At 58.7% G+C, this 16,410-nt stretch carries 17 protein-coding genes and 1 tRNA gene; 11 read left to right on the top strand and 7 right to left on the bottom strand.

Going from position 1 to position 16,410, the window contains the following annotated elements; translation table 11 throughout:
- Window positions 1-72 precede the first annotated feature (72 nt).
- A complete protein-coding gene (locus AB4Z52_RS23245) occupies window positions 73-342 on the top strand; it encodes a hypothetical protein (RefSeq protein WP_442220263.1) in 270 nt (89 codons plus the stop codon).
- Between the two features lie 8 nt (window positions 343-350).
- Here the strand turns inward: AB4Z52_RS23245 and AB4Z52_RS23240 are convergent, their stop codons facing one another.
- Window positions 351-788, bottom strand: coding sequence for a DUF1489 family protein (locus tag AB4Z52_RS23240; RefSeq protein WP_442220262.1), 438 nt, complete (start codon window positions 786-788; stop codon window positions 351-353).
- Between the two features lie 80 nt (window positions 789-868).
- A complete protein-coding gene (locus AB4Z52_RS23235; protein ID WP_442220261.1) occupies window positions 869-2,275 on the bottom strand; it encodes an L-serine ammonia-lyase in 1,407 nt (468 codons plus the stop codon).
- A gap of 215 nt (window positions 2,276-2,490) precedes the next feature.
- On the opposite strand from AB4Z52_RS23235, the gene AB4Z52_RS23230 reads away from it, so the two are divergent.
- The 3 genes from AB4Z52_RS23230 (at window position 2,491) to AB4Z52_RS23220 (ending at window position 4,729) form a co-directional block, all read left to right on the top strand.
- A complete protein-coding gene (locus AB4Z52_RS23230; RefSeq protein WP_442220260.1) occupies window positions 2,491-3,183 on the top strand; it encodes a DUF599 domain-containing protein in 693 nt (230 codons plus the stop codon).
- A 70-nt stretch (window positions 3,184-3,253) separates the two neighbouring features.
- Window positions 3,254-4,243 carry a heparan-alpha-glucosaminide N-acetyltransferase gene (locus AB4Z52_RS23225; RefSeq protein WP_442220259.1) on the top strand — a complete coding sequence of 330 codons (990 nt, stop codon included), beginning with the start codon at window positions 3,254-3,256 and terminating at the stop codon, window positions 4,241-4,243.
- A gap of 12 nt (window positions 4,244-4,255) precedes the next feature.
- The gene (locus AB4Z52_RS23220) at window positions 4,256-4,729 is read left to right on the top strand and encodes a methyltransferase (protein WP_442220258.1); all 474 of its coding nucleotides are present in this window, start codon (window positions 4,256-4,258) and stop codon (window positions 4,727-4,729) included.
- Window positions 4,730-4,745: 16 nt separating this feature from the next.
- Here AB4Z52_RS23220 and AB4Z52_RS23215 read toward each other — a convergent pair whose 3' ends face one another.
- Together AB4Z52_RS23215 and mgtE are read right to left on the bottom strand one after the other, a co-directional pair.
- Complete coding sequence (locus tag AB4Z52_RS23215; RefSeq protein ID WP_442220257.1) at window positions 4,746-5,138, bottom strand: MerR family transcriptional regulator; 393 nt, start codon at window positions 5,136-5,138, stop codon at window positions 4,746-4,748.
- 175 nt (window positions 5,139-5,313) lie between these two features.
- Window positions 5,314-6,729, bottom strand: coding sequence for a magnesium transporter (mgtE, locus tag AB4Z52_RS23210; protein ID WP_442220256.1), 1,416 nt, complete (start codon window positions 6,727-6,729; stop codon window positions 5,314-5,316).
- A gap of 199 nt (window positions 6,730-6,928) precedes the next feature.
- Here mgtE and AB4Z52_RS23205 point away from each other — a divergent pair, with 199 nt between their 5' ends.
- Window positions 6,929-7,423 (top strand): peptide deformylase, encoded by a 495-nt coding sequence (locus tag AB4Z52_RS23205; protein WP_442220255.1) that lies wholly within the window; start codon window positions 6,929-6,931, stop codon window positions 7,421-7,423.
- Between the two features lie 63 nt (window positions 7,424-7,486).
- Window positions 7,487-7,978 carry a BON domain-containing protein gene (locus AB4Z52_RS23200; RefSeq protein WP_442220254.1) on the top strand — a complete coding sequence of 164 codons (492 nt, stop codon included), beginning with the start codon at window positions 7,487-7,489 and terminating at the stop codon, window positions 7,976-7,978.
- Window positions 7,979-8,044: 66 nt separating this feature from the next.
- On the opposite strand, the gene AB4Z52_RS23195 is transcribed toward AB4Z52_RS23200, so the two are convergent.
- Entirely contained in the window at window positions 8,045-8,602 is a 558-nt protein-coding gene (locus AB4Z52_RS23195) for a hypothetical protein (protein ID WP_442220253.1), read from the bottom strand.
- Between the two features lie 1,047 nt (window positions 8,603-9,649).
- Window positions 9,650-9,734 (bottom strand) — tRNA-Leu (locus AB4Z52_RS23190).
- 217 nt (window positions 9,735-9,951) lie between these two features.
- Between AB4Z52_RS23190 and lipB the strand changes: the two genes are divergently transcribed.
- Window positions 9,952-10,671, top strand: coding sequence for a lipoyl(octanoyl) transferase LipB (gene lipB / locus AB4Z52_RS23185; RefSeq protein ID WP_442220335.1), 720 nt, complete (start codon window positions 9,952-9,954; stop codon window positions 10,669-10,671).
- A 22-nt stretch (window positions 10,672-10,693) separates the two neighbouring features.
- Here the strand turns inward: lipB and AB4Z52_RS23180 are convergent, their stop codons facing one another.
- Window positions 10,694-11,116: a helix-turn-helix domain-containing protein gene (locus tag AB4Z52_RS23180; protein ID WP_442220252.1), complete on the bottom strand. Its 423-nt coding sequence runs from the start codon at window positions 11,114-11,116 to the stop codon at window positions 10,694-10,696.
- Window positions 11,117-11,339: 223 nt separating this feature from the next.
- On the opposite strand from AB4Z52_RS23180, the gene AB4Z52_RS23175 reads away from it, so the two are divergent.
- From AB4Z52_RS23175 to AB4Z52_RS23160, 4 genes are all read left to right on the top strand, one after another.
- On the top strand, window positions 11,340-12,275 hold the full coding sequence (locus AB4Z52_RS23175) for a DMT family transporter (RefSeq protein WP_442220251.1): 936 nt from the start codon (window positions 11,340-11,342) through the stop codon (window positions 12,273-12,275).
- Between the two features lie 57 nt (window positions 12,276-12,332).
- Window positions 12,333-14,345: an acetyl-CoA carboxylase biotin carboxylase subunit gene (locus AB4Z52_RS23170; protein WP_442220250.1), complete on the top strand. Its 2,013-nt coding sequence runs from the start codon at window positions 12,333-12,335 to the stop codon at window positions 14,343-14,345.
- A gap of 104 nt (window positions 14,346-14,449) precedes the next feature.
- Window positions 14,450-15,718 carry a hypothetical protein gene (locus AB4Z52_RS23165; protein WP_442220249.1) on the top strand — a complete coding sequence of 423 codons (1,269 nt, stop codon included), beginning with the start codon at window positions 14,450-14,452 and terminating at the stop codon, window positions 15,716-15,718.
- Between the two features lie 177 nt (window positions 15,719-15,895).
- A partial coding sequence (locus AB4Z52_RS23160) for an alcohol dehydrogenase catalytic domain-containing protein (RefSeq protein WP_442220248.1) occupies window positions 15,896-16,410 on the top strand: 515 nt, incomplete at its 3' end.

The raw sequence follows: 16,410 nt of genomic DNA, 5'->3' as shown, positions 1-16,410 counted from the left end.
CGGCCGGGCCAACCGGGCCCTCGCGTGATTAGGGCCTAGTCCTGAGTTAGTATTGCGTTACGGGGACATGACATGGCTATGAACGAGAACTTTCCCATTTTCTCGCTCGATACTGGAGCAAAGACAAAGCGGAAGGGCAGTGGCCTGCATCCGCTTCACGAAGCGGCAATGCGCATTGCCGATCTTGGCCTCAATCGCCCGCGCTCGAAGACAAAGGACCTGATCAACGTGCTGCTCTGCCATGGCGCCCGCGCCTGGCGCTATTCTCAGCCGGAAGCACGCATCCACCTGCACATCACCTCGGCTATAGGCAAGGCGCCAGTCCTGATGCGTCTGCGCTGAGCAAGACGTTAGAGAAGACCAAGTTCCGAAAGTTCGCGGCGCAGATCTGCGGGCATTTCAGCTACGCCTTCGCCAAGGCTCGCTAGATCACGGGGCGCATCCTCCTGTGGCAGGTATCGCCACCCCTGGAATGGCCGCCGCGGCTGCACCGCCGTCTCGACGACTTGCGGGGCAAGGACGAGATGGCAGCGCGATGTGCCCTGCGCGTCGGTGAAGGATTTGACATCCAGCAGCTTCTGCCGGGCCTGCACCTGCCCCTTGATCACCCAATAAAGCGAGCCGCCGTCCAGCAGTTCGTCGACACGTTTCGGCACCATGCGGGTCGTATGGGTGGTGTGCGGCTCCAGGCCGGCGGCAATTGCCGTCAGCGAGCGCTCGGAAACCCATTCGCGCAGATCGTCGATGGAGTCGGCGCCCACGCATAGTTTGATGAGATGCAAAGCCATGCCGCCGTTGAAATCCTTTTGGCCGGCAGCGTCAAGCTTTTAGACAACAGCGTCCACAAGCGCGACATCAGACATCAGGGTCAACATTCAACGACATTGACGGCAAGGCCGCCGGTCGACGTTTCCTTGTATTTCTCGCTCATGTCGTTGCCGGTCTGGCGCATGGTCTCGATGCAGGCATCAAGCGGCACGAAATGCCGGCCGTCGCCCTTGAGCGCCAGGGACGCTGCCGTGACTGCCTTGACCGCACCCAGCGCATTTCGCTCGATGCAAGGCACCTGAACAAGGCCCGCGATCGGGTCGCAGGTCATGCCGAGGTGATGCTCCAGCGCAATTTCCGCGGCATTTTCGATCTGCTCCGGCGAACCGCCCATGACGGCGGCAAGACCCGCCGCTGCCATCGCCGCAGCCGAGCCGACCTCGCCCTGACAGCCGACCTCGGCGCCCGAGATGGAGGCATTGTGCTTGATGATGCCGCCGATAGCTGCAGCCGTCAGGAGATATTCGCGAATGCCATGCTCGTCGGCATCCTCGTGAAAATGTGTGTAGTAGCGGATGGTCGCGGGAATAACGCCGGCGGCACCGTTGGTGGGCGCAGTGACAACGCGACCGCCTGCCGCATTCTCCTCGTTGACGGCCATCGCATAGACGCTCAGCCAGTCGTTGGCGAGCAGCGGATTGACGCGGTTGCTGCGCCACTCCTCCTGAAGCTTGTCGTGGATCGAGCGCGCGCGTCGGCGAACATTGAGACCACCTGGCATGATTCCCTCGACCTTCAGCCCACGATCGATGCAGTTGTTCATCGCGGTCCAGAGCTTGTCCAGCCCGGCGTCGAGTTCCTCCGGTGACATCCGGGTTTCCTCGTTTGCGCGCTTCATCTGCGCGATCGTCAAGCCGGAGCGCGCGGACATTTCCAGCATCTGCTTGGCCGACGAGAACGGAAACGGCACCCGCTCGCCAGCAGCCGGCTTCGACTTGTTGGCGCGCATCTGTTCAAGCTCTGTATCCGTCACGACAAAACCGCCGCCGACGGAATAGTAGATGCGCTTGACAAGCAGCCGGTCGTCCCTGTCGAACGCAGAAAAGCTCATGCCGTTCGCATGGCCCGGAAGCGGCGTCTTCTTGTCGAAGATAAGGTCTGTCTTCGGCTGGAATGCATAGGTCGGATGGCCGGGCGGGGTGATGTGGCCGGTGCGTTCGACCTCTGCAATGATCGCGTCCATGCTGTCAGGATCGACGGTGTCGGCCCGTTCGCCCATGAGGCCGAGAACGACCGCCCTTCCCGTTCCGTGCCCGATGCCGGTATAGGCAAGCGAACCATGCAGGCTGACCTTGAGATAGGCAACATGAACGTTCGACGACGGTCGCGGCCATTCGTTCGACAGCAACAAATCGAGAAAGCGGTTGGCGGCGGACATCGGCCCCATCGTGTGCGAGCTCGACGGTCCCACGCCGATCTTGAAGACGTCGAATACGGAAAGAAACATGGAATTTTTGCACCTTATGGAGACATCGCCGATACGAGGCTACGTCAATGGCACCGCTGGACACGGTGACCGACCGACATCGGGTTTCATTCAAGCGACATTACAGGCAGGCACAAGCGGAGGCAAACATAACGAGCCATGCGACCTGCGCTGCCATTGCACCTTTACAACCAGTGGATAGAGTCGGCGAACCAGATTTTTGAGGACCACCTTCCATGACGACCGCCGACTATGTCGCTCTCGCCCTTTTCGCTCTTCTCTGGATCGGACTGAACTGGATCACCACCAGCGCCCGCTTCTTCGACCGTACCAGCCTGACCCAGGCAATGATCGAGCGGCGACGCGAGTGGATCTATAATTCGCTTCGTCGCGATCTGAAGATGATCGATACCCAAATTCTTGCGGGCCTCCAGAATGGCACCGGCTTCTTCGCTTCGACCTCGATCTTCGCGATCGGCGGTTGCTTTGCGCTTCTGGGCGCGACGGACAAGGTCAACGCCTTTTTCGCCGACCTGCCTTTCGTCTTCAACAGCGGCCGCACTGCCTTCGAACTGAAGGTGGCGGGCCTTGCAGGCCTGTTTGGCTATGCCTTTTTCAAGTTCGGCTGGTCCTATCGGCTGTTCAACTATTGCACCATCCTCTTTGGTGCCGTCCCGATGATGAGCGATATCGACGCCGACCGCGCGGTCACTGAAAGGGCGGTCGAGCGCGTCATCCGCATGAACATTATCGCGGCGCGGAACTTCAACGCGGGTCTGCGCGCGATCTTCCTGTCGATCGGCTATCTCGGCTGGTTCCTTAGCCCCTATGTGTTCATGGTCACCAGCGTCTTCATCATCGTGGTTCTCATCCGGCGCCAGTTTTTTTCCGACGCAAGATTGGCAATTCTCGATATCGATGCGCCATGAAATAGCCGCGCTTGTCCTGTCTTGCGGCGCGCAAGCCGCAACGCCTATTTCCGCCTGAAAGGACCCAGTGATGGCCGCCATTGCCGAGAGCATCGATGCGCCCCGCAAACTGCCGCGCATCGGCATCCTGGATACGGCAAGAGGCATCGCACTGCTTGCCATGGCGAGCTACCATTTTACCTGGGACCTCGAATTCTTTGGCTATCTCGAAGCGGGAACGGCGGAAACTGGCTGGCTGAAGATCTACGCCCGCGTCATAGCGAGCACCTTCCTCTGCCTGGCAGGGTTCAGCCTCGTTCTGGCCAATACGCCCGAAATCCGCTGGCGTTCCTATCTGAAACGTCTCGGTATGATCGTCGCAGCCGCTGCAGCCATCTCGCTCGTCACCTTCATTGGCATGCAAGACGAGTGGATATATTTCGGCATTCTCCATTCGATCGCCGCGGCCAGCATCATCGGCCTGCTCTTTTTGAGATTGCCGTGGACGATGACTTTGCTGGTTGCAGTCATTCTGCTGGCGGGCATCTATGTCGACAACATTGCGCCACCCTTCTATCTTCGTTCCGATATCTTCGACCTGCCGTGGCTCCGGTGGATCGGCTTGTCAAATCATCTGCCGCGCTCGAACGACTACGTTCCGATCTTCCCGTGGTTCACGCCATTCCTCTTCGGCCTCGGGATAGCGCAGGCAGCGCTTGCCGGCGGTTGGCTATCGCGGCTTTCCAGATTCGGGCCTGGCACAAACCTGGTGGCCCGTGCCGGCCGGCACAGCCTTGCCTTCTATCTGGTCCACCAGCCGCTCCTGTTCGGCCTCGTCTATCTTCTGTCGGTTGCAGCACCAGCGCCAAAGCCCGACCCGACCCACACCTATCTGCGCCAATGTAACGCGTCCTGCACCAAATCCGCCGGTGAAGCACTCTGCCAAAGCTTCTGCCAATGCACCCTAGACAAGCTTCAGGCGCAGCAACTTTTCGAGCCGCTACAATCTGGTAAAATAAAGGCTGACGACAATGAACAAATAAGCCGAATCGCAATACAATGCACCGCAGATGCACAATGATCGGGTTATTCAATGAATGCCTTTCGTTCGAAGCCTCTGAAGTATCCGTGGCCGCCATTGCTTTACAGCCTTGCCATTGTCGGCGCTCTTTTTCTTGAGCGCAGCGCACCGCTCCTGTTGCCGCTATCTCAATCCATTGCGATGCGGGTCGTCGGCGTCTTGCTGATCGTCGCTGCAGTCTGGTTGGAACTATGGACGATGACGACGATACTTGACAGCCGAGTCGGCAAACCATCGCGCCGCCGTGCCCCGCACCTGATAACGCAGGGGCCATTTCGCTACACGCGAAACCCTGTCTATCTCGGCTACACCTCAATTACCCTTGGCTTCGGTCTGTGGACCGGCAGTCTTTGGTTTGTCGTCGCTGCCGTGGCAGCGGCGATCGCAACAACGTCGGTGGCGATCAGGCGCGAGGAGATCGTCCTGCTATCGCGCTTCGGCTGCGATTTTGAGACCTACTGCAGGCAGACGCGGCGTTGGATCTGACGGAGACGACGCGGTATCAGGTACCGACGCCGATTTCCGCAAGCCGACCCAAACAGGATTCCTCGATATGATTGAGCTCCGTCAACGTATCGTCAATATCCTTGCGCTTCTGGCGTAGATCCTCGCGCTTCTCGTCCACGCGCTTCATCAGCAGCTTCAGCTGTCCGATTTCGCCAGGCGGCTCCTTGTACACCTGGATGATTTCGCGAATCTCGGCGATCGTGAAGCCAATGCGTCTGCCCCGGAGAATTTCAATGATCAGCCGGCGGTCCGCCTGCCGAAACAGGCGCGTCCTGCCACGCCGCTCTGGATGGATCAGCCCCTCGTCCTCATAGAATCGAAGCGTCCGGGTCGAAACCCCGAATTCCCGCGTCAATTCAGTGATGCTATAAAACTTGCTCACCGGCAAATCGTCCCCCAGTACCGCTGCGCCAGACCCGCGCTGAAGCATCAGGGAGGAGCAGCAAATGTTCGATGAGGCGCGCGCTATACTCTCCTGGCAAATCGCCGCCCGAGCGCGCACGCCGAAACAAGCATGATATTGACTATTACGTAAAAGTCAATTTTTGAGCGGCTCGAAACCGTCAGTGGATGGCAAACCACCAGGTCGCCAGACCTAAAAAAGAAAAATAGCCGGTACAATCGGTAACCGTGGTGACGAATGCCGATGACGCGATAGCGGGGTCTGCACCCATGCGATCCAGGGCGAGCGGCAAGAGAATACCGCCGAGTGCTGCAGCGACCAAATTGATGACCATGGCGGCAGCAATAACGACACCCAGCTGGACATCGTGGAACCAGAACGTCGCAATCGCACCCATGATGATTGCAAAGAGGATGCCGTTGAGAAAGCCGACGCAGGTCTCTTTGTTGATGATGCGCCAGGCATTGTGGATATCAAGGTCACCGGTCGCCAATGCGCGCACGGTAACGGTCATCGTCTGCGTGCCGGCATTGCCGCCCATCGAGGCAACGATCGGCATCAACACCGCCAGCGCAATCATCTTTTCGATTGAGGAATCGAAAACGCTGATGATGCTCGATGACAGGATTGCGGTCAAAAGATTGATGAACAGCCAGACAAAGCGCGAGCGCACCGTCGACGTCACGTTGTCGGACAGTTCTTCGTCGCCGACGCCGCCGAGGCGCTTGATATCCTCGTCGGCCTCTTCATGGATGACGTCGACCACGTCGTCGATGGTGAGTACGCCAACGAGGCGACCGTTGTCGTCGACGACTGCCGCGGACAAAAGGTCGTATTGCTCGAAAAGTTGCGCCGCCTCTTCCTGGTCCATCTCCGCCGGGATCGGATGCGAGGTTTCCCGCATGATAGTCTCTATCTTTTCCTGTCGCTTGGCGCGCAGGATGCGATCAAGATCGACGCCGCCAAGCAGCTTGAAAGTTGGATCGATCACAAAGAGCTGCGAAAAACTCTCTGGCAGGTCCTCCTCGTCGCGCATATAGTCGATGGTCTGGCCAACCGTCCAGAATGGCGGCACGGCGACGAATTCCGTCTGCATGCGGCGACCGGCCGATTGTTCCGGATAGTCGAGGGCACGGCGCAGGCGAACACGCTCGGTGAACGGCAACTGCGACAGGATATCATCGCGATCCACCTGATCGAGGTCTTCAAGGATGTAGACCGCGTCGTCGGAATCCAGCTCTCCGATCGCTGCAGCGATCTGATCATTCGGGATCTGGTCGACAATTTGGCGGCGGATCGCCTCGTCGACCTGGGTCAGCGCTGTCATGTCGAAGTCGTCGCCGAGCAACCGGACCAATGACAGGCGCTGGTCCGGCTGCAACGATTCCAGCAGGTCGCCCATCTCGGATTCGTGCAGGCGCACCACGTTGTGCTTGAGGAACGAGATGTTACCTTCAGCAAGCGCCGTGCCGACGAGCGTCAGAAAATCCGAACGAACATTGCCGTCTTCGTCGTAAATATCTTCCTCCTGCTCAAGGAGGTTGGTGCGAATGCGTTCGTCTTCGTCAATCATCATAATCTGCCGCCTCGCATTCCGCCCGACCTCTCCGGCAATCGCTGTCACCTAGGAGAATGGCGGCAAGAAACGTATTGTCAACAAATAGATAGGATCAACAGTTCAGAATCTACAGGATAGAATCCAGCCCATGGCGTTTGCCCTGCCGCATGCCTATCGTTAGAGGATGACGATGTCGTTCCCTTAACAGAGTAATCCGGTGACAGTTCATCCCCTGCTAATGTTTCCCCACCCAGGTCTGAAAACTGCTTGCGCGCCAGTTTCCAGTTTCGACGAGAATCTGCGTCTCCTGGCTCGCGATCTCCACGAGACGATGCGCGCCGCGCCGGGCGTGGGAATAGCTGCAGCCCATATCGGTATCTTCAGCCGCGTCACCGTGATCGAACTCGGCCCTGAAACCGGCGTGCTCACTTACATCAATCCGGAAATCACCTGGTCTTCAAAGGAGACGCTACAGCATGTCGAGGGAAGCGTGTCGATGCCTGGCGCCACCGACACCGTGACCCGCCCCAAGTCGATCCGCTTCCGCTATCAGGATCTGCACGGCGTGTCGCATGAGGCGGAGGCCGACGGCTTCCTCGCCATCTGCATCCAGCATGAAATCGATCAGCTTGACGGCATCTTCTGGCTGCAACGCCTGTCGAAACTGAAGCGCGACCGGCTGATCAAGAAATGGGAAAAGACGAAAGCGTGAAGGCGAATTGAACCAACAGCCCCTCCTTGTCGTTCTATCCGCAAATCAACGAGGAGGCCGACCATGACTATCAAAAAGAAAGTCCTCACACGCGAAGAGGATTATCGGGACTATGAAGAGCGGGACATAGAAGAAGGTTGGCCCTACGATGACAATGCCGGCGCTGCGTCGCAACAGTCGGGCAACCGCCCCTATGGCGAAACGACAGCCAAATTCCATGAGGACAACGGAAAAGGCTACACCGTCGTCGACACCGATGAAACCGCAAACCAGGAAGGTCAAAGTGATCAGCCGGCTGCGGGAACGAGAGACGAGGAAAACGCCGATGACCTCGAGGAACGGGTCATGGATGCGCTCAGCGGCTTCGAAGGCGTCAGCCCCGAGTTGATTGACGTTCGCGCCGAGGGATCGACCATCATTCTCGAAGGCCAGGTCGACGATGCCATAACCGCCCGCCACCTTGGACAAAAGGCGCTCCACATACCGGGAGTAACGCGGGTGAAGAACAACCTCACCGTCATCGGCGTCGACGCCAATATACCTGACGACGAATAATCCGCAGGATATTCAAACGGAAACGGGCGCCTTTCGGCGCCCGCCGTGTCAACATATCTGAGCCTATCAGCCCTTGAGCTTGGTATTGCAGAGGCTGTAGTAGCCGCCGCCCTTCTCGATCCACTTCACGCCATTGAGCGTGTTCTTTGCCTTGTTGTCGTTATAGGCATCGACGCAGGTATGGAAGCGGGCCTTGCCAGCGGTTTCAGTGGTATATTTCGGCGACACGGCAGCAGGGAAGCTGACGCCGGCCGGTGCCTTCATCGTAGGCTTCGGCGGCTCCTTGGCCGGTGGTGCGGCTGCATCCGGCTCGGCAGCGGCTGCAGCCGGCTTTGCTGCCGCTGTCATCGCCTTGGTGGTTGCCGCAGGCTTCGTGGTAGTAGCAGGTGCAGCGGCTGTTGCTGCCGGCGCTGCTGTTGCCGGAGCGGCCGTTGCGTCCGTACCGCACTGTGCTGCGCGGAAATCGTTCCATTTCATGCCGTTCAAAGTATTGGCTGCTTGAGCTGCCTTGTACTTGGCGCTGCATTCTTTCATCGAGAGCGCCGCTGCCGGCGTCACGAAGGACAGCGAACCGAGGACGGCGAGAGACGCAAACGACATCAGTAGGACTGTACGACTTGTCATGGTGTGATCCTCCGTATTTATCAATGATGTAGGAATATTGACCTCGCACTTGCGATTGTCAATCGACGCGCGAAAGTCACGACGCCACGTTGGCAAGGTGGCAACGAATTATGGCAAGAACACCAGCGCAAAATGACTTGCTGAAAGAAAATTGCCATCCGCCAACACATTGGTTCGACTGGTGGACGCGCCAATGATCAAGGACCGGCGCGTTGGAGCCGATCTCATTGGTCGCCAATATATCCGCACCACCTCTAGTAGCATCAGATGATGTTAGAACATCCGCGACACTCTGGTCGAGAGCTCATCGACCACATGGAGGCATTTGACGGCGCAGGCGAAAACCGGCAGCGACGCCAGGAAAGCCAACGTCATGGCCAAGCGGTAGCTTATCCCATGTGGCTCAAATAGAGGAAGGCATAGCTCGTGAACTCGTGAACGAGCAGAGCAACACCGTATGGACCAAAAACAGAGGGACGCTGTAGGTCCCCAGAAGGCGCGCGAAGGCTGACGATAGAACATCCTGGGCCCATGAATTCGACAGGAGGCCATGGAGCTAGAACACCGATGACAACATCCACGGATAGGAAAGTGGATGTACTCCGATCATCGAAAACGCTTTGTAAAAGATCGCATATGCGTCAAACCTATGCTGCCGATATTTACCGCGCCGAGGCACGGCAACCGACGCAACTCCCCGCAGCCCGTCGACGTAGGGAAATCTGGTCCTCTCCTCGAAAACGGATTGTTTGCCAGGTTCAATAGCTTTGTTGAGCCTGTCCGTGGATCGTGCTTAACAAAGGAGTGCTTCCAAATAGGAAACAGGCCCGCGAAAGGGATTTCGGTCCACAATTTGACGAAAAGCTCACAAGCGCAAAGATTGGCGGCAAATGTGCATGCCGGTGATATGCGCTGAAGATATCGCCCAAAGGACGCTGCACCGAGAACGCGCAACCATCAGCCGCTTGCTAAAAGGGAAAAATCAAACGCGAACATTGCCCGCTTGGCTCTTTCGAAACTAAATCATTGACTTAGCTCGAAAGAGAATGGTGCGGTCGAGAAGACTCGAACTTCCACGGGTTGCCCCACAGCGACCTCAACGCTGCGCGTCTACCAATTCCGCCACGACCGCATCGTGGTAGAGCCGAATTGCTCCGGCGGGGCTGCATGTAGCAAAAGCATTGGGGGGGCACAAGAGCGATGTGACAGATTTTTTTACGAGTTTTTCCCGATGTTTGAATTGCTTCGCGAAAGCCTCCATATAGCGGTGAACTTGCCTGTCCGCGGCGGATTTGCAAAAAGCAGAGCGCCGAACTGAATACGGCAAGTATGAAGCCAGGGATGAAAATCTGCCGATGCTGCGCGCCGATCTCGAATCTTCCATGCTGCCGCTTACAGGTTCGCCGCCGGTCCGCTGGCGGATCGCCGACCGGCTGGTGCCCTACGAGGAAGCGGTCGCCACAATGGAGCGTGAGGTCGCCGCCATCGCCGACGGGCGCGCCGACGAACTGGTCTGGTTGGTCGAGCATCCGCCGCTCTATACGGCAGGCACCAGTGCCAATGCCGCAGATCTTATCGAACCGGATCGCTTTCCGGTCTTTGCCACCGGCCGCGGCGGCGAATATACCTATCACGGACCCGGTCAGCGCGTTGCCTACGTCATGCTGAACCTGAAACGCCGGCGCCAGGATGTCCGCGCCTTCGTTGCGGCATTGGAGGACGTCATCATCCGTACGCTCGATACGATGAACGTCCGCGGCGAGCGGCGCGAGGACCGCGTCGGCGTGTGGGTGCGCAGGCCGGAAAAGCCGCTGCTGGCCGATGGAGCAATGGCGGAGGACAAGATCGCCGCGCTCGGTATCCGTATTCGCAAATGGGTGACGTTCCACGGTCTATCGCTGAACGTCGACCCGGACCTCGCCCACTTTACCGGCATCGTGCCATGTGGGATTTCCGCCTACGGCGTGACAAGCCTGGTCGATCTCGGCCTGCTCGTCATGATGCCGGACGTGGACGTCAAGCTGCGCCAGGCATTCGAGGGCGTCTTCGGCGATACCCTCACCGAATAACGTTGACCTTTGCCCCCACCCTTCAGTGCGTCACGTCTCTGGTGAGATTGCGCAGCTTGATGTGATGATCAAGTTTCTCGATCTGGCGGCTTGTGGTCTCGATCAACCGGCCGATTTCCTGGTAGGCCGATTGCAGGCGTCCGAGTTCGATCTTGACGGCTTCAAGTGCGCGTTCGTCGTTGAGTTCTCCAGGACCCTCTCCGGCACCCGTCATTAGCCACATCGGCGAAACGCCCAGAATGCCGGCGATATCGACGAGGCGTGACGGACGCGGTTCGGAACGGTCCGATTCCCACGCAACCACGGTTTCCTGGCGAACGCCAAGCCGGTTGGCGAGCGTTTCGGCACTGATGCCGGCCGCCTCCAATGCCGATGAAAGGCGTCCACCGAGTGTGTCGTCATTCTCTTCCGACAAAACGATGATCTCGTGCTCCGTCTTCAGCATCGGATGCTCCTCCTTCGATCTCGCGCAGCGAAGCTCACAGACAGAACTACGTCTTAGAGCAATCGCACCTCGAACATAGGTCTGTGAGCGGCGTGCTGCCACCCCGGCATGTCTAATTCGACAAAATCAGGGTCGCAATTGCTCCTTCGCCACCGCCCGCTCCACCGGACGCTTGATCGCACGGGCCTCCTGTGGTTCATGGCGCGCAAACAGAAGAATCCCCATGTCCGATCATTCCGTCATTTCCATCCATCAAAATCCATTGCAAGGAATGACGATCATGGCCGGCGCCATGATCATACTGCCGACGATGGACGCGATCGCCAAGTACATGGCGACCTTCGAAGGCATGTCGCCGGGGCAGATCACCTTCTATCGCTTCTTCTTTCAGCTCGTCTGTACTTTGCCCCTGCTCTTCACCATGCTCGGCGCTTCCGCGCTGTCTGCCAAGCGCCCGTGGCTGAACCTGTTGCGCGGCATGCTGCATGGTGCCGCCAGCCTGTTGTTCTTCGTCGCGGTCAAATATATGCCGCTTGCCGATGTCTTCGCCATCTATTTCGTCGAGCCTTTCATGCTGGCGGCGCTGTCGGCAATCTTCCTCGGCGACAGGGTCGACTGGCGGCGCTGGCTTGCGATTGCCGTCGGCTTCGGTGGGGCGATGATCGTGATCCAGCCAAGCTTCGAGATATTCGGTCTAAAGGCGCTGCTGCCGGTCGCCTGCGCATTCCTCTTTGCCCTTTACCTGTTCATGAATCGCGCGATCGGCGAGGCCGATTCGCCGTTGACGATGCAGACAATGGCCGGCATCGGCGGAACCGTCTTCATGGCCGTGTCGCTCTGGACGGGTTCTACCCTGGGCAATCCCGATTTCGCGCCGTCGCTGCCGACATCGTGGCTCGGGCTGGTGCTGCTGCTGATTCTCGGCTCGATCTCGGGCTATGCCCATATGCTGGTCGTCCGTGCCTTCCGCCTGGCGCCTCTGTCGCTTCTGGCACCTTTCCAGTATTTCGAGATCATCTCTGCAACCGTACTCGGTTACGCCTTATTCGGTGACTTCCCGAATGCCTCAAAATGGTTGGGCATCCTGATCATCGTCGGGTCCGGCCTGTTCATCATATGGCGGGAACGGGCCCAGTCGCGATCCTTATTGATGGATTGAACCACGTGGCGATTCGAGGCTAGAACACCAGCTGAAGATGAGCCGGGTGGAGTGCCGATGTTCAAGAAAATCCTGATCGCAAACCGCGGCGAGATCGCCTGCCGCGTCATCAAGACTGCGCGCCAGATGGCTATCGCCACGGTCGCCGTCTATTCCGATGCCGATCGGGACGCGTTGCATGTCGAGATGGCGGACGAGGCCATCCATATCGGCCCTGCACCGGCTTCCGAAAGCTATCTTGTCGCTGACAATATCATCGCCGCCTGCAAGCAATCCGGCGCCGAGGCCGTCCACCCCGGCTACGGTTTCCTGTCCGAGCGCGCTTCATTCTGCGAGGCGCTTGAAAGCCAGGGCATCGTCTTTATTGGCCCAAAGCCCAAGGCGATCAGGGCCATGGGCGACAAGATCGAATCGAAGAAATTCGCCAATGCCGCCAAAGTATCAACTGTCCCCGGCTATCTCGGCGTGATCGAGGATGCGGATCATGCCGAAAAGATCGCCGGCGAGATCGGCTATCCCGTCATGATTAAGGCCTCTGCCGGCGGCGGCGGCAAGGGCATGCGCATTGCGTGGAGCGAAGCGGACGTGCGCGACGGCTTCGACCGCGCCCGCTCCGAAGCTCAGAATTCATTTGGCGACAACAGGGTTTTCATCGAGAAATTCATCGTCGATCCCCGCCACATCGAGATCCAGGTGCTGGCGGATGCCCATGGCAACGTCGTCTATCTCGGCGAGCGCGAATGCTCGATCCAGCGTCGAAATCAAAAGGTGGTCGAGGAAGCCCCCTCGCCGTTCCTTGATGAGAAGACGCGGAAAGCCATGGGTGAGCAATCGGTGGCGCTTGCGAGCGCCGTCGAGTACCAAAGCGCCGGCACGGTCGAGTTCATCGTCGACGCAGACCGGAATTTCTACTTCCTCGAGATGAACACCCGCCTCCAGGTCGAGCACCCTGTCACCGAGCTGGTGACCGGCATAGACCTTGTCGAACACATGATTCGCATCGCCGCCGGCGAAAAGCTTGCCTTTGCACAGAAGGACATCGCGCTGAACGGCTGGGCAGTCGAAAGCCGTCTCTACGCCGAGGACCCCTATCGCAACTTCTTGCCGTCGATCGGTCGTCTGACGCGCTACCGCCCGCCTCAGGAAGGCAAGTTCGGCAGCCACGTCATTCGCAACGACACCGGCGTCTTCGAAGGCGCCGAGATCTCGATGTATTACGATCCTATGCTCGCCAAGCTCTGCACCTGGGCGCCGACACGCATTGAAGCAATCGATGGCATGGGCCAGGCGCTCGACGGCTTCGTGGTCGATGGCATCGAACACAACGTTCCCTTCCTCGCTGCCCTGATGAAGCATCCGCGCTGGCGCGAGGGCCGGCTGTCGACAGCCTTCATCGCCGAGGAATATCCTGATGGCTTCAAGCCGATGACACCCGATGGACAGCAGACTGCGGCACTTTCCGCCATCGCGATTTCGGCAACACTGATCGAGGCTAACCGGCGGGAGCGCTATGCGGACCGTCTTCGCCCGGCAGCGCTTCCATTGCCCGAGGACTGGATCGTGAAACTCGGCACGAACAACTACATCCCCGCCCGTCTGCTGGAAGGATTGGCGACCATCCCTTTCGAGATGGACATCGATATCAGCGGAACGAAGCTCAACGTTGTCACCGACTGGAGACCCGGCGACGTCATCTGGCGCGGCGCGGTTAGTGGCATCCCGATAACAGCGCAGGTGCGACCGTTCCTCAACGGTTTGCGCTTGGATTGGCAGGGCCTTTCGGTAAAGACGCGTGTGTTTACGCCACGCCAGGCCGAGCTCGATCGCCTGATGCCCATCAAGCTGGCACCTGATACCTCGAGCCTTCTCTTGTGCCCCATGCCCGGCCTCGTGGTCGCGATTGCGGTGATCGAAGGCCAGGAGGTCAAGGCAGGCGAAACGCTTGCGGTGGTCGAGGCGATGAAGATGGAGAACGTTCTTCGTGCCGAACGGGATCTCACAGTCGGAAAAATCAACGCCAGGAAAGGCGAGAGCCTTGCCGTCGATGCGGTCATCATGGAATTTGCCTGAACAGGCCGATCCGTTAAAATTCTAACGAATGTTGCGGCGGTTTTCTTAAGGATGCCGACATTAGAACGGACCATGCGGGGATATCTTCCCGCTGGAGCAGCACAATGTCGTCGTTTCATTCCGCGGTTCTGCTTTTGACCATCAATCTCGGCCTTCTCTGGCTCTTGATGGCAGCGCCGATCGGCACCCGCACGATCCGCCTTCGTCGACATTTCCGCGCCGGTTCCGAGAAGCTGTGGCGCGCTATCGATCCCGCGGGCGACATGGGCGACTGGCACCACCAGGTCATCTCCAGCCGTGAACTTGAGGGTAGACCGGGCACCGTCGAGCAGATCTACCGACATGTGGACCGACGAGGACAACCCATTCGCCGACTGCTCGCCGTCGGGCCGATCGATACGGGCAATGCGCAAAATCATGCCTACAGCGCCATGATCGTCGATGACAGCGCCCTAGACAGCCGTTTCTGGCGCGATTTCCGGGAAAGGCGCGACGTCATCGCGACACCCGATGGCGCGACTTTGTTGATCGAGCAAACGGACCGCTACCGGGGCCTTGCCTTCTTGATCTTTCGCTATTTTGTGCTGCGCCGTGAAATGCGGGCCCTGGAAGGCTGGGTATCGACCGGCCTATCGAAGCCGAACGGCGTTTTCGAAACCCCGCTCGTCCAGGCAGGCATGGCAGTCGCTTCTACCCTGATACTCTGGCCGTTTTTCGGTCTGGGCATCAACGGCTTGATGGTATCAACTTTTCTCACTCTGGTGATCGTGCTGCATGAGCTCGGCCACATGGCCGCCTATCGCGCCTTCGGTCACGCCAAGGTCAGGATGATTTTCATACCCTTGCTCGGCGGCATCGCCATCGGCGGGCGGCCTTACAACAGCCTTTTCGAGGTCGCGACATGCGCATTGATGGGACCGGGCATGTCGGCCTTTTTCGTTCCCATCCTGATCGCCGCGCGCGAGGCTTCGCATCTCGGCCTGTTGCCACATCTGCTTGAGGGGCCGCTGCTGGTCTTCCTGCTGATTCTCGGTGGCTTCAATCAGCTGAATTTGCTGCCGATGTACCGCTTCGACGGCGGTCAGGTATTGCGCCAGGTCTTCGTGACCAAGAAGGCGCTCGTGGGCGCAAGTTTCGCTGTCACGAGCGCCATACTTTGCGTCGGATGGATCATCGGCGCGCCGAACAATGCGCTTCTTGCCGGCCTTGCGGTCTTTACCCTTCTCAGCCTCATCGGCAAAGGCTCCGTCAAGCCAAAGGAAAAGTTGGAGCCTATGAGTGGCGCCGAACGCATGCTGGTCGGCTTCGGTCTCTATTCCGCCGTGGCGATGCACAGCTACGCGATCATCTACGCGGCAGCCGCCTTGTTTTGACGCGGATCGCCCACTTTGCGGCGCATCCTGACAAGCGCGATCAAAACGACGCACGCTTCATCTCATTCTTGCAACAAAGGCAGCTAAGCATCTGATTTTTCGCTTGAGCGGCCCCATTGGCACGTGCCAATGTCGTATTACAGAATTTTCAAAACAAAGACATCGGGGAGACAGACGATGGATGTGCGCGCCGCCGTTGCCGTTCAGGCAGGAAAACCGCTGGAGATCATGACGGTTCAGCTCGAAGGCCCTCGTGCCGGCGAAGTGCTGATCGAGGTCAAGGCGACCGGGATCTGCCACACCGATGACTTCACCCTGTCCGGTGCCGATCCCGAAGGGCTTTTCCCCGCCATTCTCGGCCATGAGGGTGCCGGCATCGTCGTTGACGTCGGCCCCGGCGTCACCTCMGTCAAGAAGGGCGATCACGTCATTCCGCTCTAYACGCCGGAATGCCGCCAGTGCCCCTCCTGCCTGTCGCGCAAGACCAACCTGTGCACCGCCATTCGTTCGACCCAGGGTCAGGGCGTCATGCCCGACGGCACCTCGCGCTTTTCGATCGGCAAGGACAAGATCCACCACTATATGGGCTGCTCGACCTTTGCCAATTACACCGTTCTGCCGGAGATCGCCGTTGCCAAGGTCAACCCGGACGCGCCGTTCGACAAGATCTGCTACATCGGCTGCGGCGTCAC

The sequence above is a fragment of the Rhizobium sp. 2YAF20 genome, from assembly GCF_052114685.1.
GTDB lineage: Bacteria > Pseudomonadota > Alphaproteobacteria > Rhizobiales > Rhizobiaceae > Rhizobium.
Note: the sequence above shows the minus strand (reverse complement) of the source record. Positions and strands in the feature narration are given on the sequence as shown.